This is a genomic window from Pseudomonas sp. GW821-FHT07G06 (assembly GCF_058986625.1).
Map to the genome: position 1 here is coordinate 294224 of NZ_JBYSVW010000008.1, position 23802 is coordinate 318025.

The window sequence follows — 23802 nt, forward strand, 5'->3', positions numbered from 1 at the left end:
AAAGATAGGAGGCGCAAGATAGCATGCGGACTATCTTGCGCCAGATTTCATCTCACTGCGCTCGGGTGGATACCTTGAGCTTTCAACGGTTTATGTTTCGTCTCATCTGTTCGAGTTCATCTGTCAGTTTCCCCAACGAAACTACCGAGCTCCCGGAGTTGCTCAGATCATCATAGTTCAGGTGTGCTTCATGCATTCTGTTGGCTAGCCCGGTCTGGTCAGACGGGCTGTTATCTGGATTTGCATTGAGATGTTCAACCATTATCGAGTTATTCAACACCATGTTTTCAAGTAGGGAAACGCCGCTTACGTTAGTGGCATCGATTTCATAAAAGTAATATGGGCGCTGCTCTTGGGCTGCATAAAACAGTGCTCCATCGAGTGTCTCTGCAACAATCAAGGCATCATCGCGGATCATTTTGCTAACCGCAGTGAATTCATCCGAAGCTTTGAATCCATGCCGTAGTACCTCTTCAGGGCCACGGCGGTCTGCACGGTAGACCTTGCCGCCAAAATCGGTTCTTTCCAGAAGGTTGCTGTTGTTCCAGTAGTGAGCAGGTTGATAGGGGTCTGCATTCAGAATCTCTAGCACCGCATTTTGGTCATCGGTTGGCGCAGGTTGGCTGGCAAGGCTATTTGCAGAGTCCGGGCTGGGCTCACTTGCTGGATGATCACTTTCGGGCGAGCCTTGATAATCCATTGATTCATCAACGTCTTGATCCGAGCGCCGCAAGTCAATCGGTGGCAGACCATAGGCAGCCCTCAAGTCAGGTTCGATCATTACAAATTCGTCCAGGAATTTATCATCGTATGGCTGCCACATACGCCCATCAGGATCGATCCGGCAGATAGGGTTATTTCCACAGAACCGATACAAGTTCAGACCGTTATTCGAGCCAATCGGATCCGGATTTATCCACCGCCCCAACCACCCCGCGTAATACCGGGCGCCATAGTAATAAAGCCCGCTGGCATCCCGCTCCTTACCCGAATACCGAATGGTCTTGTAATCGGCATCGATCTTCGAGCGTGCAGCCCACCAGGCCGTACCACCATAGGGGTAGTAGCCCTCGTGACTGATGACGTCGGCCTGTTGATCCAGCTCCAGGCAGCTGGAGCCCAGGTGATCATCGATGCTGTAGCGCAGTTGATCGTTATCGATACCGTCCGGTGGCCCCTTGACCCAATGCAGGCACCGCACGCTGCCACGGGCCAGTTGAACCTGAACAACCTGCAGCGCTTCGCGTTCATCGGCGGTGCGCACTTCCAGGCCCGGGAGATAGTGGACAACCTCTTGATGGGTCACAGTGCGGGCCTGTCGGGTGCTGAACTTGACGACCCGCTCTCCAGAAGCGCTGTAGCGATACCATTCACCGTCATTGATACCGGTTGAACGCTGGACGTTGATGACGCTGTGCAACTGGTTGCGCGCATCCCAGGTCATCGGTTGGGCGTCTGACGCCAGGTATTGCAGGTTGCCGTTTGCATCGAAGTGACGGCTGAAGTCGGGAACGTCCTCACCCTCGTTCCATGGCAAGGCCCGGTTGCTCTGGGGATCGACGTACATGTGGCGCCTGAACGGATTTTTATCACTTTGATGACGGAGCAAGGTCCGGTTGCCGCCAGGGTCGTAGTCGTAATGTTCGGTGTAGTTGAGTAAGCGGGCGGGGTCGATGGGGCTGGGGATGTTCAGTTCTGGTAATCCCGGTGTCTGTCCAGCACCCGCCGTTTCACGACCCTTGGCGCTGGTCAGTTGGTAGAGGCTGTCGTAGGTGTAGGTGTTCTCGCCAGTCACGCGCTGATTGTCGAAATAGCTGTCTGCCTGTGTGTGATCCATGAGCTGGAGGATGTTGCCGACCGGGTCGTATTCGTAACGCATCTCCTGCAGGCGCCGGTGTGTCGAGGTGGTCGTGGTCAGGCATTCCAGTCGGCCGTTTTCAGGCTGGTAGCTGGCAACGCTGGTGACCTTGTTGCCGGCAACCTGAGTGAGCAGTTGTCCTGCGGCGTTGTAGTCGGCGGCGCTGAGCAAAGGCTGTGATGCCTGGCCCTTGAGCGTCAGGTCGATGCGTTGCAGTTGCCCGGCGCGGTCGAAGTTGAATTGTTGTAAATGTCCGCCGGCATCCATCTGCTTCAACACTTCGCCTGACGGACCGTACCTGGATTCGCTGGTATAGCCTTCGCCCGGTTGCAACAACAGGTCGCGCTCCGCCTCGTTCGCAGGCCAATTGGCGGACACTTCGGCCAGATCCGGCAGGAAACGCCGGGTCTGGCAGACCAGTCCGCCATTCAGGGCGATCTGTCGAAGCCAAACGGTACCGGTCGAATCGTCGTGGCGGATCAAACTCCCGCACTGGTTGCGCTCGGCGAACTCAGCCGAATTGTCGGCATAGGTCAGGCGTTCGACGGTGCGTAGAGGTGTCCCGCAGGTTTGTTCATGGATCGCGGTGGGCCGTCGTTGATCGTCATACTCGTTTATCCAGTAACTGCCTCGACCATCCCAATATTCCTGTTGCTGACCGGCGGCGCCCGGCAACCCCAGGCGCCAACCGGCGTCGCGACTGTCGGTAAACAGCACGGCTCCCGAGAGGTTGTAGATGTTGCTCACGTTCGGCCGGGACGTGGGCGCCAGAAAGCGCGGGTCACGCTGTGCCGCCAACCGTCCGGCGTGGTCGTGATGACGGACATTCACCCGTGGCTCAGGTGGGCTGTCACCGCGCCGCCAGTAGACCACTTGACGTACGGGCAGGCCCCGGTTGTCGATAACCGCTAACCGGGGCGTATGCCGATGAATGTGCGGGTTCAATGCAGTGTCCTGTTGATCTCTGGTATTTCCTCTACGGGTTTGGGCGGATCAAACAGATCGTTTTCATCGAACGCGATGGTGTACCAGGTGCGATACCGCTGTTCACGGCGCAATGGTTTGAATACTGGTGGGGATCCTTGCTTCATTTCTTTCGCCAGCACGGTGTGTGTCGGCCGGCCGGCGGCGTCGTAGAACTGCTGGTCGTGATACCCGGCTTCACGTATCGCCTTGTCATTGATGTAGCGGTACGTGTTGGCGAAGTAAGGACGATAGATGCGCACCGTTTCGCCCTTGTTGTTGTACTCGACCCTCTCGCTGACCCGCCAGCGCCGGGCGGCCTCTGCTTCCTTGGGCCGGCCGTATTTGTCGAGTGTCAGTTGGCCATTCTCGTCCACCCACCACGCCATGCCGGGTTCGACCTCTTGCTTGGTTTGCAGGGAACGGCCGAAGCCGTCCCAGCAGGCGATGGCCGCGCGGATTTGCAGCTCTGGGTCGCCGGGATAGCGGTCGGCCTGCAAGGTGACCACATGCACGGGTTCACGATGAGCATCATTGACGTATTGCCGGAGCCGTTGCTCGTCCGCAGTAGGGTTTTGCAACCCCTCGAGATGCACGCGCGCCCGGCCGCAGAGATGGCCGTCGGGCAATACAAACCCTTCGGCGCGGGCCCATTTCAACCAAGGCGCGTAAGCGGTCGGGGGCACTTCGCCCATCCAGCTGAAGGGGGCGGAGAAGGTGGCCGTGGCGTAGTTGTCGATGGCTGTTTTCTTGTCGGCGATGGCGCCTGCCGGTGTGCGGTCCTCCGGTGGCTGGTAATCGCTCAGTGGATAAAAACCGACCTCGACGCCCAGCTCCGTACCGTAGAAGCTGGTCACCAGCACTTCGCCGAACGCGTTGTAGCGGGCCTCCTGGGTGTTTTGATTGGGGTCCTGGATGCGTGCAGGCAGGAAGGATCGGTAGTCGACACCGAGGATGCGTGTGGTGCAGCCATCCGGCAGCGTGACGGCGGTGCTCAGGCACCAGTGCTTGTCATACTCGACTGAGGTGATGCCGTGGCTCTTGGTCTGCTGGAATTTTTCGACGTTATAGAACCCCGCCAGGTCGTGATACACAGGGAAGCTTTTACGCACTGACCACAGGTAGTTTTTCGCGTCGGTCGGGTCCGTGAGTTCACTGGCGTGAACCGTCGGCAAGAACAGGTCCATGATGTGGTAACCGACTTCCTTCGACTCGAGTTTCTCCTTAAGGTTGAACGGCATGTTGCCATTTTCGTCCTTGAGCTTGTCGTAGGCGCTCAGGGCGGTGGCATCCAGCTCGGCGGTTTCCTGATAGCCGGGCAGGGCAGTGAAGATCAGTTTGTCCGGGGGCAGCAGTTCGCCTTTCTCCGGATCCAGATACCGCTGCAGCGACAAACCGGTCAACACCGCTTTGGCTGCCCAGGCGCCGTCCTCATGGGCCCACTCAAGGAAGTTAGAGTGGTGGATGTCGACAGGCTTGAGTTCGTCCTTTTTCAGCACCAGCGCATTGCTGCGCTGACGATAAGGAATGCCCAGACGCCAGCCATCAGGGGCTTCCAGATGGCAATACTCGGCCTTGGCCTCGGTCAGATACCAGCATTGTTGCGCGTCGTCATGGGCGTCCAGCCACCATCTGTTTTCGTAGTCTTCATCGCTTTCGTCGCTAGGCGCGTTGACGGCGAAGGGCGGGCTGTCCTTGTCGGTTTTGCGCCGGGCGTAGTGCACGACGAAACCGTGAGTGAGGCCGCCGAACTTGTCCCACTGCAGATTGAGTGTGTGCTGGACCAGCGGGTCGTCCGCCACCTGGGGTTCGTACTGGTAAGCGATGTTTTCCAGCGCCAGTAACTGCAACACGGCATAGGGCTGATGTTTGCCTTTGGGGCGCAACTGGCGAATGAGGAAGCGGTTCTCCTGCACGCTGTAGGGCACGGCCGTTTCGGGATCATCGTCGGCGGCAAAAACCTCTCCACGCAACACCGAGCCGCTCAGGGTTCGGGCCATCTCGCGGGCAAGGTCTTCATCGGGATCGATCACGCGTCCCGCCGCATCGCTGAGGTGATACTCGTGCAGCAGCGTCGGCTGCAACGGCACCGCCTCTGCATCACCGGTGTAAAAACCGTCGTCGTGCATGTCGATGGCGCGGCCGGTGTGAAACCAGGTTTTGCTCAGGATCGGCGCGGTGAAACCCAGGCTCGAGCGTTCAGCCGCCGAGGCTTCGGTATCGGTTTGCAGCAGCAAGCCAAAACCGCGGAACTCACGCTCGAAACTGTCGTAGAAACCCTGGCGATAGGTGAAGCCCTGGGTCAGTCGGTTGCCGGTGATTTCATCCAGTTGGGTCTGCTGGCTGACCAGGTGCATGGCGAACGGCAGGTGCGAAACCGGGGCTTTGCCGGCGGCGATTAGCTCGGCTTTTTCGTCCAGCCATTCCTGCGCCGAACTGCGGTAACTCACCCCCGTCACGGCGCCCATGTTGTTGTTGCTGGCATTGACCAGATAGGGTTTGGCGCTGACGAAATCGTAGCGCCAGTGCTGGGGTTTCATGTGGGGCACGGTGAGGATCAGGCTGGAACAACCCAGCCCGTTGAGGTCGGCGATGCTCACCTGGCAGAAGCGGTCGTAACGCACGCCTTGGGGCCATGGCATTTTTACATAGTCTGCGTCGAAGCCTTCGCCGGCGTGATTCATGTAGACCCGGAAACCGTCGGACTCCAGGTAGATCAGGTCAACCGCGCCCGAGCCGTCCAGGTCCGCCAGGCGCACCCGCGACGAATCGAACTCGGCATAGGTGAATTTCAGCTCGCAAAGGACGAAACCTTTGCCGAATTTTCCATGCCCCAGATTCGGCCAGCATTTGACTTCGTTATGGCGGATGCGAATCAAGTGTTGTGTCGCGCTGCCCAGTGGATCGCTGAAAGCCACCAGTTCGGTCTGGGCACTGCTCAACAGGGGCAGCGAGTCGTCGTCGTGAGGGACGTTGGCCCCTTGGCTGAACCCGACAGCACGACGGCTTGAATACAGGCGCACGCTGCGTGGCCCGATCAACGCCAGATCCGTCAGACCGTCACCCACCAGGTCAGCCAATTGCGCATCGGGATGAAAAAACTCCGAGGGAAACGCAGCATAAGCCACGAAGTTCGACCAGCTTCGGTCCGGGTTGAGGGTGAAGAACCCGGACATGCCCGGACGGGCAATCACCCAGTCGAGCTTGCCGTCGCCGGTCAGGTCGCTCAATGACTGGCGAATCGGTTTGCTGCTATCGGCCACGGGAATGCCGGGCAATAACGCCCAGTCGCCATAGTTCACGTCATTGCCGCCACTGCCGGCACGCAGCGGCTCGCGGTAGTACCAGGCCTTGTCACTGCGCAGCAGCACGCCCGGAATGCCTTCGCCATACAAGTCCACCAGTTGATAACGCTGGCCGTCATTGAGCCCCGGCATCTGGGGGAACTCGCTGTAACCCTCGCGCTGCGGATCGAGCTCAAACGGGTTGTAGAAAAACTCCATGGGCGGGCGACTTTCCATCTGCCCCTGATTGTCATAGGCCTGGATGTGCGCGGCGGTCAGGTGGTTGTAGCCCAGCGCGCTCGGGCGATGTTCGAGCAGCAGGCGCTGGACCAGCACTGGATCGTTACCCAGCTCTTCGGTGAACTGATGAAACATCAGGACCTGACGGCACAGGCGCCGGTTACCCAACTCGAAGCCGTAGGCATAGTTCCAGAACGGATCGCTGCGCACCTGCCATTCGCCGGTGGGCTCGTAGGTCGGAACTTGCGTCAGGTCGGCGTTGCGTTCGCCGTAGTCGAACACCAAATGGAAATGCCATTGCACATTTTTCCAGCCATCATCACGCCAGGAGTACAGGTCGGCGGATGCCTGGGCATTGCCGTACAGAACCTTGTGCAGGTAGCGTTGGGAACGGTAATCGCGAAATTGCGGAGCGACGGGGGCGTCGGTTTCAGCCTTGTATTCGTATACAACGTGCTCGCCGCGCAAGTTCAGGCTTTCGTCGATCAACCAGACCCCGACATGGCTTTTGTCATCGGGATCGGCCCGGCGCGAGGCCTCGGTTTTGCCGTAGCAGTGCAGGCTGCCGTCGGCGCCATGGATCAGCCAAAAACCGGCGGGGTTGTAATCAGGATGGTCCGGAGCGTCCTCCTCTTCGTCCGGATCGAAAAATCTGGTCCAGTGCTCAATCAGATCAAACCCGCCTTCGACCCGTGGCCAATGCCGCACGACGCGGTGCTTGTTCACTACTTTGGAAATGATCTGGCCGTCATCACTCCTCTCGGGCATCCACACGTCACCGCCGGGGCCGACCACCTGATCGTTGCCTTCATACTTTGGCACGCCCTTGGTGGTGCGCAGGGTGATGGCGTTGGTGGTCAGGTGCCAGCCGATGCCGAACGGACTGTTGCCGACATCGCTGCTGTAACCCAGGCCCAGGGCCGGGACCAGGTCGCGGTTGGGGGCCTTGCTGATCGGCAGGGGTAACTGCAGTGATGCGGCACCGGTGGTGCCCACACCGCCCCAGCCCTTGCCGATGCTCTGGATGGCACCGCCGCCTTTGGGCAAGGAGGGCGCATTGATTTCCAGGGGGGATTGCGTTTGTTCGTTCATTGCAAGCCTCCGGTGGATCTGGCGGTGTAAGAGACATGAATGATGATGTCGGTCAGAGACTCGAGCATTGCCTTCTGCGCATCCGAATTGGGGAATGTCAGGGTCCAGCGTGAAACCGCCCCGGTGTATTCGAATGGCAGATAGCGTTCGTCCTGGAAGTTGAGCTGGAACTGACCGTTGTCGTCGACGCCATGGGAGAGGGCAATCTGCTGACTGGCTCTCAGGTTCTCTTTCGCGGTGCCGACAGCGGGGAGCATTTCAACCTTGCTGTAGCTCTGGCTCAGGACTGCGCGGATGTCTTCATAGGGCCCGATGGTGACCGGCAGGGATACGCTGATGGTTTTGATGCGCCGCAGGTAGTGCTTCTGTCCGGCGTAATCGTCGTCGAACATTTTCTGTGTCAATTCGAATTCGCAGGTACCACTGTTCGTCAGAGCATCCGTGATCTCCCCCCAGGTCTTGTTGATCGTCGATGCGGGGTCCTTGGCCTTGAGGCCTGCCAGCGAAATGGTTTTACGGATCTCCAGATCGCGCCTGTTGTTTTGCACGTATTCACGGTACATCTGCTGCAGGCTCATTTTCAGCTCTTCCCCGGCACCCAGGCCGCGGTAACTGCTGTTCCAGGCTCCGGCGCGGATAAAGCTCTGGCTGAAGTTGCCCATTTCGTATTGCCAGCAGGCTTCGGCGGCCTGGCACAGGGACTGCGCGGTGTTGAAGGCGGTGTAGTAGAAACTGGCGAACTTGCTGTTGAGCCAGTCGTAGGTCTGGGACTTGCTGAAGCGGTTGTTGCTCAGCAGGAAGTCGTGAGTGACCTTGGCCTGGTTCAGTGCGGTTTGCGCTTGGCGCAGTTGCAGTTGAGTGGCGGTGTGTTGTGCCTCGAAGACTTCCAGTTGAGCCTTGATTTGCTCGGCTTCGAGTTTTGCTTGGTCACGGGCCTGGGTCCATTCCTGGGCGCGGCGGTGGTATTGACCTGACCGGGCGAAAGTTTCGGCGATACCAGAGCGATTTTTACTGTCAATGTAAGCAATGCTGGCTGCTGCGTTAGGTAAACCTTCATAGCGCGCACCACCACTAGCAGCCCCATACATATTCGGTATTAATTTTGCGAGTTCACCGAGAGTGGAACAAACGCCTGCCGCGATTTCCGAGACGCGTGCTTTCAGCAAGTTTTCGCCCATACTCACTTCTTCGCTAGTCAACCCATCTGTTAACAACTTTTCGTAATAGGCGAGCCGTCCGGCAGCTATTGCCTGACTCGCCAGCAGCGCTTCCTTGTTTTTTTCATCGATCTTTCCGGCCTGGACCTGAATGTCGACAGCCACCTTCGCCAGGTTCCAGGCTTGTTGCTGTTGCAGTTCCAGGTATTGCGCCTGCTCTTTACGCTCGATTAACGACAACAAGGTCGAGCCGAATTGCATCACGCTGTCCACCGCGTTCTGCGCAAGAGCAAACATGAAACTGAAGCGATAGTGCGGAATTTGCGGGCTCAGCAGGCGGTTGAGTGCCGCCCCTGACAACCCTTGACCCCAGGCGGCCAGCAGCGCCCGTGGGTCCAGTGGTGGCGCAAACAGCGGCAGGTTCAAGGCGTTGCCAGCCATGTCCAGATTGTGCCGCAGGTTGTACAGACGGCTTTCGGCCCGTTCCCAGCGCTGGATCAGCTCAGGGTTGAAGGGGCGGCGCAGGAATGGATTGTCGACTCCGGGCACCGAGGGATCTGCCGAGTAAGGCCGCAGGCACAGCAGCGGTGCAACCTCTGAGGCCGGGGCTTTGCCAATCCGCAGCGGCGGGTGGTCTGCAAGCTGCTGTTGAAGGTCGATCAGCTGTTGCTCAAACTCACGCAGATCCAGGTTTTGCGCAGTGCTCAATGTCGCCAGGTCAACGGGCTCCCAGTCGTCGACTTGCTGCACGTCCGGACGCGAGCCCAGCAAATCCAGGATGTGCACATAACGCAGCTTGGCTTCTGCCAGCCCGTCCGGGGTCAGTTCCCGGTAGGCCGCGTCTGCCTGGTTGCTCTCGATATCGATATAGAGGCCGTATAGCGCTTTGCGAAAATGCACCGGGAAACTGAGCGCAATCTGATGCGGATCGTCCGGGTACAGAATGGCCTGGCTGGGGTCCGCCGGGCCTGGCCACACAGGCTCTTCAAGTGGCACCGAGTGCCAGTAACCCGGATGTCCCGAATGACCGCTTTGGCGCGAGGGATCGAACACAAACGCCAGCCAGCGCTTGGCTTCTTCGTACTGTTGTTCTTCATTGAGCCGGTAAGCCACCAGCCAGGGCAGGTACAGGAACAGTTCGAGGAAGTACAGGTAGTAAGCGCCCGAGAAGTCCATCGGCTCCGCGCCGAGCCCATTGGGAATGGGTGGCTCTTTCATGTGCTGGGTATTCCAGCTCAGCAGGGACTCCATGCCATCTTCGGCACTCTCGATCAGATGCCTGGCAAAGGTGGTGTTCATGCGAATGGGCGCCCGATACATCGTTTTAGGCTTCGTACCATCACTGTACTGGATGCTTGAACCGGTGAAATCGATGAACTGCGCCTTGCCCAGAGAGGGGCTGTCCCCCACTGACGGGTCTGTCAGGCTGTTGATGCTCGGGGTTACCAAGACATCTGATTCGAGTTGCTCACCCCAACCCACTTTTAATGCTTTAAGTGCGCCGCCCTTCAGTGTACCGAGAGGCAAGAATGGATTGTCCTTCTCATAGACCAGTACGCCGTAAATCAGCGGAATTTGTACCTCCTTAGGCTCTTCGGGCCAGTCCACTGGCCAACCCTCGGCCTGGTGAGTGTTCTGGTCGATCGAGAATGCATAACTCAGCGTGGCATCCTTGGCCAGGCTGCTGAAGATCGCGGACGTGTGCAGCGTACGCATATCTTTGAATTCTTTTGGGTATGTGGTGGATTTGACATCCAAAGGGTGTGCGACGAATAGCTGATAAAAATACTGGCCGAAGGTTTCGTGCTCCACCTCCTTATGCAGGAACAACTTTTCGGTCTTGTTGGTATAGCGTCGGCACTCTGTCAGGAAGTTTTTTGGAGAGCTGAAAATATCTTCCAGCATGTGTTTGTACAGGCGTTTTCCCGCGAGCGAAGCAGGGTCACCTTTTTTTGTGGCGGGCAATGAGAATTTATCGCCACCACCACCGCTTTCTATGATCAGGTTTTCCCATCCCTTATTGGTTGTGAAAGAGTACTGAGCATTTGACTGGTCAAGCCAATCGGTACCGGTAGGTGTGATCGTTGAGCCTGGATTCAGCGTATATCGTTCATTTTGTAAACTGGACTCACTGAATACCAACTTCAACTTGAACAGTTCGAGTGTGGGCGTTCCTCTGTCGAAGATGGACACTGTGATAATTTTTTCGTCAGTGAAACCTTCATCCAGTCTTACCGTCAGTTCGATATTGGACTGGGTACGGTTGTAAACAAGATCAACGTTTTTTTCGCTAGGCCTGATTCGTTTCTGCCAGTCTCTGAAGTCCCAGGTGTTTTTGTTATCCGTGGGAACGGCAGGCGTTACGTCGCCGAAAAGCAGAGTGCTGGATGGAAGCCAGTATTGGAAACGCTGCGCGTTCCTGTTGGCATTGGCGAAAATGTAGCCGATCAGCAGTACATGAGCCTTGGTTTTTTCGTCGTCCTGCGGCACGGAAGTGGCCGCCCCCTGCGGGATATTGGGTACGACGCCATACGACGGAAACAGCGAGGTCACATTCAAGTTTTTGTCGATACGAGCCGTTCTTAAAAAGTCGTACTTGTCACTACCACCCGTAGTGTCTGTCGGGTTTGGCTGATAGCGGGAATACAGCGCGATAAACATCGACTCAGGCGAGGTCGAGTGGTCGTACACCGCAATAGTCTGGGTTTCCCTTTCAATTTCCTCTGGCGTTTTGGCGATCAGGGCAGGGGTCAGGCAATAGTTTTCGATGTAGATCCGGGGCGTACTCCAGCTGTCATCGTACTTTTTGTAGCTCCCGTACAAACGGAACAATGGATGAGTCTTGACACTGTTTTCCGCTTTTCCCCCAAAAGAGTCCGGCGAGAGGGCATCGGGATCCTGATACTCCACTTCCGCCCAGACTACGAACAGCCGATTGTTGAACCAGCAGGGGCGGATCGTGTGTTCCAGGGCTTTTTCCGAAATCGGAACATTGGCTCTGCTCCAGTCCGTCCAGGCACTGGGCAGGGGTTTGTCGTACTTGGGCACGAATCCGCCTGGCTCTGTCGCGGGTGCTATTTGCGGGCGTTGACGCATATCCAGTGCACGCCAGTAGTAGGCGTTTTCGGCAGGTGACTTGGCGATGAAGTAATAGGTGCTGTTGGCGAAGTCTGTTCTTTCGATGTAGCCATTGCAGATTTTCAGATTGGCCACTTCCTCGAAACGTGCCAGGTAGGCCAGCACGGCGGTCTGCACGGTATCCGGCTGGATCTGCGCCTGATTGATGTCGTTTTCCAGTTGCTTGAAGCTGTCGGTCTTGGTCAGACGCAGGGTCGGGTCCAGGTAGATGTCGGGAAAATGGTGTAGCTGCTGGATTGCGGCCCATATCGGGTAGCGACTGAGCCCATTGCGCCAGGTGTTCAGTTGCTCAGGTCTCAGGCTGTTATCACCGTAACCGGGCTCCATGTTCAGCACCATGCTGTTGATCAGCTGTTGCAGGCTGGCAATGGCGCAGGCCACCGGGCTGGTGGGCACGTTCTGGCTGACAAGTACATCCAGCAGCCAATACTCATAGAGGTCGTTGGGGGTCTCGATGAGGCCCACAAGGCCTTGATCGATCAGGTACTCATCTTTGGTCATACCTTCGTGCAGATACATCGCGAGCATGGCGTCACGCACGGATTCGTTGAGTTGCGCGTCGATTTCAGTCGTCATGATTGTTCCTTAAACACTCGCAAGTGATGAGTGAGCAGTGATGTTGTGGGCGGCCATGACGGCATCACCGACGGACTTCCACGCATCCAGGTTGCTCTGGTCGTTGAGTCCGGTGGCTTGCAGCAAGGCCTTGGCGGACAGTCCGCTGGCTTGGCAAGTTGCGTGGCAGCGACGTACCCAGTCGACCTGTGCCATTGACTTGGCACGTTTTTCGGGCAGGGTGGCGGTGAGTACTTCGATTTCTTTTTCAGGCCATTCCAGCAGTCGGGCCAATGCACTATTGGCCGTTTCGGCAGCAACCTGGCGCAGGGCTTTGTTCTTCAGTTTTGCCGCGGCCGGATTGGCGAGGCTGAAGTAGCTCAGCAAGGTGTCTTCGGGTTCACGCTGGGCATGCAGCCAATGGCTGAAGCGTTCGAACAGGTAGAGGTCCGAAAGGGAGGGCTCGCTGTTGCTTCCTGAATACTGATCGTCACCCAACCATTGCGGGTTGATGACAAACAGACGAGTCGCGCTGTTGCTCAAGCGCAGTTGCAGCGCTATTTCGGCGTGTCGTGATACGCGCTGGAAATGCTCGATCAACAGACCTGCGTCCTGAGAAAGCGCGTCCGCAAGGATGCTGTAGACCGAAGAATGGGCCCAGTGAATGACGGCGTTACTTAGCTCCGGTGGCAGTTTTGCGGTTTCCTGGAACAACGCTTCCAGTAGTTGTGTTTGTCGATCATGGGCATCAAGCAGCAGCCCCAGCAGTTTTTGTTTGCAGATATCTTTGACGGCGGGGGCCAAATTCAGCGTGTTGACCAGTTTGTCGATGTCGGCCTTGAGCCAGGTGTGTGGCTCGTCGACCACCGTGAGCGGCCGGTCGAGCCCCGGCAACAGGCCATCGGCATCGAGCAACGACTGTTTGAGCAGCGTGAACCAGTTGATGGGAGCCGCCGCATCATTGTGGGTGGGCAGCCCAAGAGACGTGACATCTTGTTCGGTCACAACGCTGCGTACCGTGTCCTCGTGCAAGGTATTCAAACGCTTGAGTTGGTCATCGGACAGCGGTTGTTCCTCAGCCAGGGGATCGACCGTTTGTTCCTCGCCCTCGCTGTTTTCGGATAATGCCACCGGGATATTCGGCCCTAGTCGCTGTTTCAATTGGGCCACGGTCTGCTGGCTGTCCTTGAGCCAATCGACGGCCCAGTCCAGTTGCATCAGCACATCAAGGATATCTGCGGTGTTTGGTTCGCTTGGGAGCTTGAGGCGGCCGTTGGCCAATGCCTTTTTGTAGCGCGCGCCGCCCAGCAGGTTCGCAAGCGTCAACAGGTCGGCCACCGGCAAACCAAACAACTGGGCGATCCGGGCCTGGCGGAAAAGTGACGAGACCGTTGGCAAGTCGCGCTTGAGTTCGCTCAGCGCTGTTTTTGTTTCTGCGGCGATCAGCAGCAGCGAGTCATTGGTCGGTTGCAAGCCGAGACCGGCACACAGTTGCAGCAGTGTCTTCTGGTTTGCGGATGTTGGGCTGTCCAGGTCCAGTGCCGATTGATCGAGAACCAACGGTGTGTCGAACAGTTGCACCCGGTTGAATATTTGATCGAACAGCGGCACTTCGTCCTTGCCGCTGGCATAGGGCGTGAGGTCGTGCATCAGCGCGGCGAACTCCTGGGGGTCGATGCCATGGCGCTGGTTGAGATGGCGATAAACGCCGAGTGCGCGCAAGGTGTTCTCGTTGAGTTCCATCCCCAGGTTTTCTTCGCCCTCGGCCCGGATTGCGCTGATGATCAGGGTGTCAAGTTTCGCGAAGGGAATGCCGGTCCAGCGCTGCAGGCGAATCATCCGTTGCAGGCGATCAAAGCGATTGAGCGAAGTCTTGGTCAGGTGCCAGGTTGTTGTTTCTTTTTTTGTTTCTGGGTCGACTGTTTTGACTTGCACCAGATCCATGGCGTTGTCGAATTGGTCGCGGATGATCGAGTCAGCCGTAGTTGGGGATTCGCTGTCGTACAGGCCGGAGCCGGTTCCGTTTACGTAGCAGGCGCCGTAGTGATTGGCGTGGGGGAATGACAAATCCTGGAGGGACGGAATCCCACCATCGTGTTGCGGGTTTGTGCTTGGACAGTTGGGTGATACACGAACCGCATACGCACGTTGTGCCAGGAGCATTTCAACCTGTTCGGCGTGCAGGCCGGTGCGTTTCATGAAGTTGTCAAGGTCCGCCAGGAACGCAGGTTCGGAGTCTGTGATGGCAACGCCATAGGCCTTTGTGAAGTGGTTCGATTCCGTTTCCGTGGGCTGGTAATGCTCGTCTAATGTGAGGGTGAAGCGTTGTCTGGCGAGCACTTCCGGAGGGGAAGCAGTGCCGGTAGCAGTGAGCAGGTCGAACGTTGCGGCATAACCTGCTTCTGTGGGTTCGGGAAGCGCTGCATTCGCTTTGAGGGACGATGTGTGAGTCTGCCCCGATGCTGAATGCAAAAGATTAAGCATCCAGAGATCTGGACGGCCAGGTGCGCTGGAGTTCAGATCCAGTGTCACTGTATGAGATACAGATTGACCTGTTTTGCTAAAGGTAAACGGAGCTTTGTTCGTACCCGGTACTGTGGAGGTTGGTTTATCCGCCTCAGGGTCAACGACGCCAACGTCCGGTTGACCCAATGGCACTAAAAAGCAAGTTCCCAATGGCTTGTGGGGGCTGAGGTAAGTGTTACCGTGGCTCTTCCAGCCGTTACTCAAATCGCTGCGCGTTAGATAAAAGTTGCTGAACGGTGAGGCTTCGGTCAGCAAACTTTGTTGCTGCGGACTCAACCCGGACAACAGCCGCTGCGCCTGCAGCACCGGCTGTTGTACCTTGCCGTAATCGTTGCTGGCGTTCTGGGCAATTGGCAGAAGCAGACTGACCCGGTAATTTAGTTCCCCCAGTTTTGGTTTGTTGCCCTTAAGTCCCACTGCGCATTGCTGGTGATAAAAGTTGTACGGCAATGTAAATGGGTAGCGACGCTCGCTCAGGACCTGATAAATGGGCTTGTTTTTATCGGCGTCCACCTTGCTCAGATAATTCTCCAGGTTATGGGTGAGCACATCGTTGACGATTTCCAGCATGGGGCGAGGGGTGAAGGTGCTCTCCAGGGTAATCAGCAAGTTCTTCAAGTCCGGGCGGCGCTTGTCCAGCAAAATGCGTTTGGGGTCCGTGCTGGTTTCTTCCAGCTGCTGGACAAATCTTCGCAGCTCGCTGAGGTAGGCCACCGGTGAATCGATGGCGGCAATGGCCCCGACCTTGCAGAACTCGTCCCAGTTTTCGTTGAACTCATTGCGAAAGGTTGGCCCCAGCTTCGTCAGTGAGTGCACACCACTGCGTTGGGCCAGGTGCTGAAACTTGCCCGAGGAGGTTTTGTACTCGCGATACAGACGGGCAATCAGGGCCGCGTAACCCATGGCATTGTCATAGGCCAGTTCGGCGTTCGCATCGCTGAAAACGGCGAGTTGGCGGGCGAACCCGGATCGGGACAGGCGAACAATGTCGAAGACCGACGCGAACCCCATCTTCTGCATGGCCGTCGCGAAATCGCTCCGACCTTTTTTCGGCGAGCCGTCCGCTGCGACGAGCGCATTCATCAGGGCGTTTTTTTCGACGGTCATTTCAATGGTTCTCCTGCCAGAAAGTAACGGGCATTCGTTGAGTGCCCGGCAGGATCAAACTAGTGATAAATGTGCGATATGTAACCTGTCAAACCTGACAGGTTGAGGCGGTTTGTTTAGAACGGTTTAACCTTCTTGCCTTGTTTTTAATCGCAAAGAAAACTCAAAAAAGCCTCTGTTGGCTGTTTGGCTGAAACATTGCGAGTTCGGTATGCGGAAGGTTGCTCGGGTACTTAAAAATGTCCATTCATCGGAACTGTCATTTTTTACAGGTTTTCATGCGGCGTAGTGTTGGGTTAGAAGTGGAATTATCAAAACTGTAAAAAGCTTATCAGGGGTACAAGTTAATGAAAGATGAGACAGATAATCCCGTGTTGCCGCTGTTCTGGCCTGCTCCTGATATCGTGAGCCCTCGTGCGAACACTACGGTCAATCCAGGTTTCCTAATAGCAGCCGATGGTTATACAGTTGGCGCAACTATCCATAAGTGGAATATAGATATCCACTACGAAAACAATAGTAAATATCATAGAACCCAATTCAATATTTTCCCCGTACCTTTTCATTCACGTATTGAGATGCATGCTCCCCGGGGTCTTATCGCCCGAGGCCGGAAATTTTATATAAAGATTGAGTTTCAGGCTGGTCCTTACAGCGATTGGGCTTATAGGCGTGACGTGACGATGGGAGATGATCGCCTACCAACGCCAGTGATTACCAACCCCGGAACCGTGTGGGTGCCAAGGCCGGAAATACAAGGAACAGGCGGTGTGTCAGGTGCGACGGTCGAGCTTTATGAAGACGGTGTCGGTACCGTTCGGTTCGGAACGGCGTCGGTACAGTCGAATGGCTCCTGGAAGACCGTGCTAACGCAGCCATTGTGGATGGCCGATCCATTCAAACTGACCGCCATACAGAAATTGAACGGTAGGGAGTCGGCATGGGCGAGTGCGGCCTCTTTTGCTGTCCTGTTCAGGCCTGTGATCAGGGATGTAACTGTTTCTGCTGATGGAAAACCCACTTTCAAAGGGAACGGCGGGCTCAAAGACGCTACGCTTCAAATCTTTGGCGGCGAGGGGGGCGTTTTATCCACGACCGTTCAGTCTGACGGGAGTTGGTCGGTTTCTGCCCCGACAGCTTGGTCGGGAGGAATTTACCGCATTACTGCCTGCCAGATCGGGAAGGTTACAGGGCAAAAATCTGATTTGGCTGTCGCAGAATTCACGGTCAACCTGCCAGTACCGGGGATTTCGTCACCCGAGCCGGGGAGTTCTCATCCACCGGGCTCACTGACGGTTAGAGGCAGCTGTCTCGAGGGCGCGACGGTCGAGATACTGAACTATGACAACAGCAAGCTGGCTGATGCGGACGTAAACGGCACTGTCTGGTCGTACACTCGCAGCTGGGACACCGGTCGCAAGGTCGTCAAGGCCAGGCAAAAAGTGCGCGGTTCCACTTCCGCACCCAGCGCTGAGCGAGAGTTTCTCATCAGGTCGGGCATACCGGGGATTTCTTTACCCGAGCCGGGGAGTTCTCATCCACCGGGCTCACTGACGGTGAGAGGTAGCTGTCTCGCGGGCGCGAGGGTCGAGATACTGAACCATGACAACAGCAAGTTGGCTGATGCGACCGTAAACGGCATAGCCTGGTCGTACACGCGCATCTGGGACACCGGCCGCAAGGTCGTCAAGGCCAGGCAAACCGTAAACGGTGTAGCTTCTGAACCCAGCGCTGAGCGAGAGTTTTTCATCAAATCGAGCCAACCGGGGGTTTCTTTACCCTTGCAAGGGAGCTTGCACCCCGAGGGTTCATTGACGGTGAGCGGCAGCTGTCTCGCGGGCGCGACGGTCGAGATACTGAACCATGACAACAGCAAGTTGGACGATGCGCGCGTAACCGTCACTGACTGGTCTTACACTCGCAGTTGGGACGCCGGTCGCAAGATCGTGAAGGCCAGGCAAACCTTGAGGGCGGAAACTTCTGACCTCAGCGAAGCGCGTGAGTTTTTCATCAAGCCATCCAAGCCGGCGATTACTCAACCCACTCAGCCGATTGCACTGCGGCAGGTGTTGACCATCACCGGTGTTTATCCCAGCGATGCCATCCTGGAAATGTTCCGTGATGTGGGCACCAAAATTAATGGCACCTTCAGCACCACCGGATCAACCCGCACGTTCACACCTGCTCAGGAATGGGTGCTGGGGACTAATACGGTCAAGGTGGTGCAAACCGTGAAGGAGGTGGCATCGGATCCCAGCGATTTGCGTACCTTTACCTTGAAGCCCGCCAAGCCGGTGATCACTCAACCACCACACCCGGCTGCGCCGAGGCAGGTCTTGACGGTTACCGCTGTTCACTCCGGTTCTGTGACGTTGAAGATGCTCGATGGTGAAAACCGGCCAGTCACGGGTACTTTCACATCCTCCGGAACGACTCGCACGTTCACACCCGCTCAGAACTGGGCGCTGGGGGCTAACAGGGTCAAGGCGGTGCAAATCGTGGGTGGTGTGGAGTCCGATGCAAGTGACTTGTGTATCTTCAGTACACAGCCGCTCAAATTGACGATTCTGCCACCACCCGAAATCGGTGCGCCGAGGCAATCGCTGACGATTGTCGGCGTTCATGACAACGCTACAGGGTTCAAGATGCTTGATGGGGCGAGCAACCAGATACCCGGCGATTTCACTCGCAGTGGGGATACTTGCACCTTTACGCCAGACCGGAGCTGGACACCTGGGGATAACACCGTCAAAGCGGTTCAAATCGTCAATGACGTGGAATCTGATCCAAGTGATCCGTGCACTTTCAAGGCACGGCCGAACGCCCCTGCGATCAATCCCCCCACCGGTCCGGCCGACCCTATGCAGGAGCTGTCCATTAGCGAGGTGCATGCTGATGCAGCGCTGATGATGTTCGAACATCCATCGAACCCGGTGCATGGCAGTTACGCCGGCACTGGCGCGACCCGTGTGTTTACGCCGCGAGATCCCTGGGCAGCGGGGGATCACTTGGTCATGGTTGAGCAGACCGTTAACGGCACTGTCTCCGAGTTGAGCGAGGGGTGTGCATTTACCGTATCGAAATTGATGGCGCCGGTAATCACTTTTCCGGAGCAGGATCAGTTTGTCGATCCCCACTTTTCATTCACTGGAACCAACGGTTATGCGGGGCCAGGATCAATAGTGGCGGTGTACGGGGAAAATGATGATAAGGCATTGGTTGAATATGCGATTTCAACTGAGGATGGAACCTGGGTAACAGGGCCCGTACCTATTGCTCCAATGACGTTCGAACTCCGTGTGCGTGCCGAGGCGGGTGACGTGCACTCTGACTTTGTGCACAGAAAAGTCACCATCAGGCCGACCAGGCCAGAAGTACTTCCTCCCATCCCTCCTGTCGGGCCCAAACAGTCGTTAGAGATTGTTCAAGTTTTCCCGAGTTACACACTGCGGATGTTTGACGGTGCAGGTATTGAGATCCCTGGTCGCTTCTCGGTAGAGGCGAACACTCAAAGGATGATGTTTACGCCTGATCGGGAATGGAGTCTGGGCGAAAAGACAGTGAGGGCGACGGCAAGCTATAACGGTGTGGATTCATTGCCCAGCGATCCCTGCACCTTTATGGTGGAAGCAGTAAATCCCCCGCCCCCCATTATCACCTTCCCGCAACTTGATCAGATCATTGACTTGAATTCGTCATTTACCGGGACCGACGGATACCCGGCACCCGGTGCGGTGGTGTCGATACGCGAGCCTGATACGGGCCATGAGTGGGCCAGGGCGTTACCAGACATTGATGGCACCTGGACCACGTCGGCACTGCCTCAGGGGCCGGGTTCCCATGAGATTCACGGTTTTGTTTCATCAGGCGAGCTGAACTCGGATCCCGTACCTCTCTCATTCAAAATCAGGCCACCCAAACCGGCGATCACACCACTGCTTTCGCCGGTCGAACGGCATCAGCCGCTGACCATTACTGGCGTTTACTCAGCATCGGCGAAGTTGGTGCTTATCGATGGCACGGGTAATCCGGTTCCCGGCATTTTTGACGGCAGTGGTGCAGAACGGGTCTTCACTCCAGATCAGGCGTGGCCGGTCGGTGAGAACAAGGTCACGGTGACGCAAACCGAAGAGGAGGTCATCTCCGTTCCCAGCGATGAATGCGTTTTTATTGTTGTGGAGCAGGAAAAACCCGAAGCGCCACAATTCGAGCTGCCGCCGGAAGATACGAGAACCCCGACGCGTCCGGTGATCCAGGTCCGTGGGTTGCCTGACGCACTGATCACCGTGCGCCTGAAGGATGACGAGGTGCTGCACTCGGCGTTGGCCGATGCTGAGGGTGTACTGGTTTTCTCGCCCAACAAACCGCTGCATCCCGGTGCGATTGAACTTGAAGTAAAACAGCAAGGGGGTGGCCCGGAGTCGGCATGGAGCGACCCTCACTTGTTTATCGTCAAGTCCGTGCCGCAAAAACCCGGAATCGACGCACCGACCGAAAATAGTCATAACTCTCGCAAATTCGTTATCCGTGGCAAGGGTGAAACGCGAGGGAAGATCCATATTCATCATGCGGACGATCTCGAAAATCCGATTGTCAGTATCGATGGGCGGACCAGCTGGCGATGGCAGGTCACCTCACCCTGGGAAATGGGCTCCTATCGTATTCGAGTGCGCCAAGTGGACGAAACCGACAGCTCTGATTGGTCTGATCCAAGGGCTTTCGAGGTGGTCGACGCCAGGCTCCTGATCGGTGCCACCGGTCCTGTGCTCGCACAACCGGTGGTGGGCAATAACGAGAGCGTGTTGTTGAGGGTTCAAGTGGTGACTTCGCAAACCTGGGAGGGGGTAGAGGGGATTGCGGTTGAGTGGAGCGACTTGGAGGATGCGGGCGTTCGGGCGACAACGCTTACCGACTCCGAAGGCTGGGCTCACTATCGTTATACGCCCGACACGCCTGGTGAACATCGGGTCCAGGCGGATGTAACCGGCGAAAACGAAGGGGTAATGACCCTTCAGATGTTCGAGGTGACAGCGTTGGAGGAGAACAGCTGGGAGCGGCCGTTTGGACTTTATCTGAATGGCAGGAAGATTAATCCGGTCGGTGTAGAACTTGCTTTATTGCGTGGCACATCCCACGAGTTGGAGCTTAAGGTCAACGACGCTAGCCAGGTGGGTTCCATCGTCACCTTGGAAGACCTGGCGGACGCTGTGCAACAGGGCATGGAATTTGATCCTCCTTTGGGGGCACCACAAACGATAACGGCTGGTATAGCGCGGTGGTCCATTGCTTGCGCTTCGGGTGGAAACGGCTTGTTTGGCTTGAAATTAACGAGTTCCAGGCTTCCGGACTGGCATTTGCCAGGGCGGCTGCTTGCCAATGATCTGGCCGAAGATGTGTATATGGATTTCGATTCCTACCGGACAATATTCAGTAGGGCTGCTTATCCATGCCATGGACTGAAGCATGAGTTGACAATAAATGCCTTAAGTGGCAGTCAATTAATTGGCAAAGAGGTGACGCTGCAGTGGATGGGCGACACCGCTGCCGATCTAGGAATAATCGTGACCCCGGATCCCGCTATTCCTCAACTTATTGGTGAAACCAATTTCGTGCGCTGGGAGTTTGATTGCGTCAACAGTATCAAGGACGGGAGTTTTGCCGTGCAGTTGAACGTGGATGATTTGAACTTCAAGTCAATGCCACTGATGATGAGCCTGGCTCATAACGCTATCAAGGTATCTGAAACCTTCGGGCCGCAGGAGATGGGAGGTTATTACAGATACGGTGTACGAGCAGTGTCCATGTTCACGGGGCAGGTAGCAGGTAGAAGTCCAGTACTGGTCACGGTTACCGGGCGAGAGCCTGCAGTGAGGCTCACAGAGGAAAATGGCTGGATCCATATCGATTATGATGAGGGTGAATCTGCCACCCTTACCCTTATCAGCCCGTATGTAGATTTGGGTCAACAGCCTTGGCCAGGTCCTTGATTGGTTTACCCCAGCGTCGTTGAGTGCAGGGGTTGAATGTGAAAAAAAGCCGCGCTGTCATACAAACAGCGCGGCTCTTTTTTACTCACGGTTTAATGCTTACTGCACTTCCACCGCCAGGCTTTCACTGATCTTTTTCTGCCAGATGGCAGGACCTGTGATGTGCACGGACTCGCCCTTGCTGTCGACCGCTACGGTCACCGGCATGTCCTTGACCTCGAACTCGTAGATCGCTTCCATGCCCAGTTCGGCAAACGCCAGCACTTTGGACTTCTTGATCGCCTGGGCGACCAGGTAAGCGGCGCCGCCGACGGCCATCAGGTACACGGCCTTGCTGTCCTTGATCGCTTCGATCGCGGTCGGGCCGCGCTCGGATTTGCCGATCATGCCCAGCAAGCCGGTCTGCTCGAGGATCTGGCGGGTGAACTTGTCCATCCGCGTGGCGGTGGTAGGACCTGCCGGGCCAACCACTTCGTCACCGACCGGATCGACCGGGCCGACGTAGTAGATGAAGCGACCCTTGAGGTCCACCGGCAGGGTTTCACCCTTGTTCAGCATCTCGACCATGCGCTTGTGCGCGGCGTCGCGACCGGTGAGCATCTTGCCATTGAGCAGGACGGTTTCGCCCGGCTTCCAGCTCTGCACGTCTTCCGGGGTCAGGGTGTCGAGGTTGACGCGACGGGCCGACGGGCCGGCTTCCCAGACGATTTCCGGGTAGGCGTCCAGCGGTGGCGCTTCCAGCGAAGCCGGGCCGGAACCGTCGAGCACGAAGTGCGCGTGACGGGTGGCGGCGCAGTTCGGGATCATGCACACCGGCAGCGAGGCGGCGTGGGTCGGGTAGTCCATGATCTTCACGTCGAGCACGGTGGTCAGGCCACCGAGGCCCTGGGCGCCGATGCCCAGCTGGTTGACCTTCTCGAACAGCTCCAGGCGCATTTCTTCGATGCGGTTCTGCGGACCGCGAGCTTTCAGCTCGTGAATGTCGATGGATTCCATCAACACTTCCTTGGCCATGACGGCGGCTTTTTCGGCGGTACCGCCGATGCCGATGCCGAGCATGCCCGGTGGGCACCAGCCGGCGCCCATTTCCGGGACGGTCTTGAGCACCCAGTCGACGATCGAGTCGGACGGGTTGAGCATGGCCATCTTCGACTTGTTCTCGGAACCGCCGCCCTTGGCCGCCACGTCCACTTCCACGGTGTTACCCGGAACGATGGAGTAGTGGATAACGGCAGGCGTGTTGTCCTTGGTGTTCTTGCGAGCGCCCGCCGGGTCGGCGAGGATCGAAGCACGCAGGACGTTTTCCGGCAGGTTATAGGCGCGACGCACGCCTTCGTTGATCATGTCGTCCAGGCCCATGGTGGCGCCATCCCAGCGCACGTCCATGCCGACACGGACAAACACGGTGACGATGCCGGTGTCCTGGCAGATCGGGCGGTGGCCGGTGGCGCACATGCGCGAGTTGATCAGGATCTGCGCCATCGAGTCACGGGCCGCTGGCGATTCTTCGCGCAGGTAGGCTTCGTGCATCGCCTGGATGAAATCCACGGGGTGGTAGTAGGAAATGAACTGCAGGGCGTCGGCAACGCTCTGAATCAGGTCGTCTTGCTTGATCACGGTCATGAGTCGCGCTCCTCTAAAAGACGGGAACATTCAATAAGGTGCTTGCAGCTTGGGTGCATCGGTCGGTTGCAAGCACCTTTCAAGGCACGCCGGGCATGCTGGCGCGACGCTAAAAAGGCGCGGCAGTATACCGCGCCTCGGTTCCGTAAACACCCGCCGGTGGTCAAACCTTGGTCGCATTGTCGCACCCGGTCCCGGTGGGGGGGGGGGGGGGGGGGGGGGGGGGGGGGGGGGGGGGGGGGGGGGGGGGGGGGGGGGGGGGGGGGGGGGGG

6 protein-coding genes are annotated in these 23802 nt (G+C 57.1%); 1 reads left to right on the forward strand and 5 read right to left on the reverse strand.

Going from position 1 to position 23802, the window contains the following annotated elements:
• Positions 1–82: 82 nt before the first annotated feature.
• Genes AC3WJW_RS16070 through AC3WJW_RS16085 form a run of 4 tightly spaced genes read right to left on the reverse strand, consistent with a single transcriptional unit; the run spans position 83 to position 15920 of the window.
• A complete protein-coding gene (locus AC3WJW_RS16070; protein ID WP_493726663.1) occupies positions 83–2803 on the reverse strand; it encodes an RHS repeat domain-containing protein in 2721 nt (906 codons plus the stop codon).
• Complete coding sequence (locus AC3WJW_RS16075; protein WP_493726664.1) at positions 2800–7437, reverse strand: SpvB/TcaC N-terminal domain-containing protein; 4638 nt, start codon at positions 7435–7437, stop codon at positions 2800–2802. The genes AC3WJW_RS16070 and AC3WJW_RS16075 overlap by 4 nt, the downstream gene beginning before the upstream one ends.
• Positions 7434–12308, reverse strand: a complete 4875-nt coding sequence (locus tag AC3WJW_RS16080; RefSeq protein WP_493726665.1) for a Tc toxin subunit A-related protein — start codon at positions 12306–12308, stop codon at positions 7434–7436. The genes AC3WJW_RS16075 and AC3WJW_RS16080 overlap by 4 nt, the downstream gene beginning before the upstream one ends.
• Positions 12309–12317: 9 nt before the next feature.
• On the reverse strand, positions 12318–15920 hold the full coding sequence (locus AC3WJW_RS16085) for a Tc toxin subunit A (RefSeq protein WP_493726666.1): 3603 nt from the start codon (positions 15918–15920) through the stop codon (positions 12318–12320).
• A 347-nt stretch (positions 15921–16267) separates the two neighbouring features.
• Between AC3WJW_RS16085 and AC3WJW_RS16090 the strand changes: the two genes are divergently transcribed.
• On the forward strand, positions 16268–21907 hold the full coding sequence (locus AC3WJW_RS16090; protein WP_493726667.1) for an Ig-like domain-containing protein: 5640 nt from the start codon (positions 16268–16270) through the stop codon (positions 21905–21907).
• A gap of 99 nt (positions 21908–22006) precedes the next feature.
• On the opposite strand, the gene AC3WJW_RS16095 is transcribed toward AC3WJW_RS16090, so the two are convergent.
• Positions 22007–23530: a fumarate hydratase gene (locus AC3WJW_RS16095; RefSeq protein WP_007993671.1), complete on the reverse strand. Its 1524-nt coding sequence runs from the start codon at positions 23528–23530 to the stop codon at positions 22007–22009.
• Positions 23531–23802: the final 272 nt, after the last annotated feature.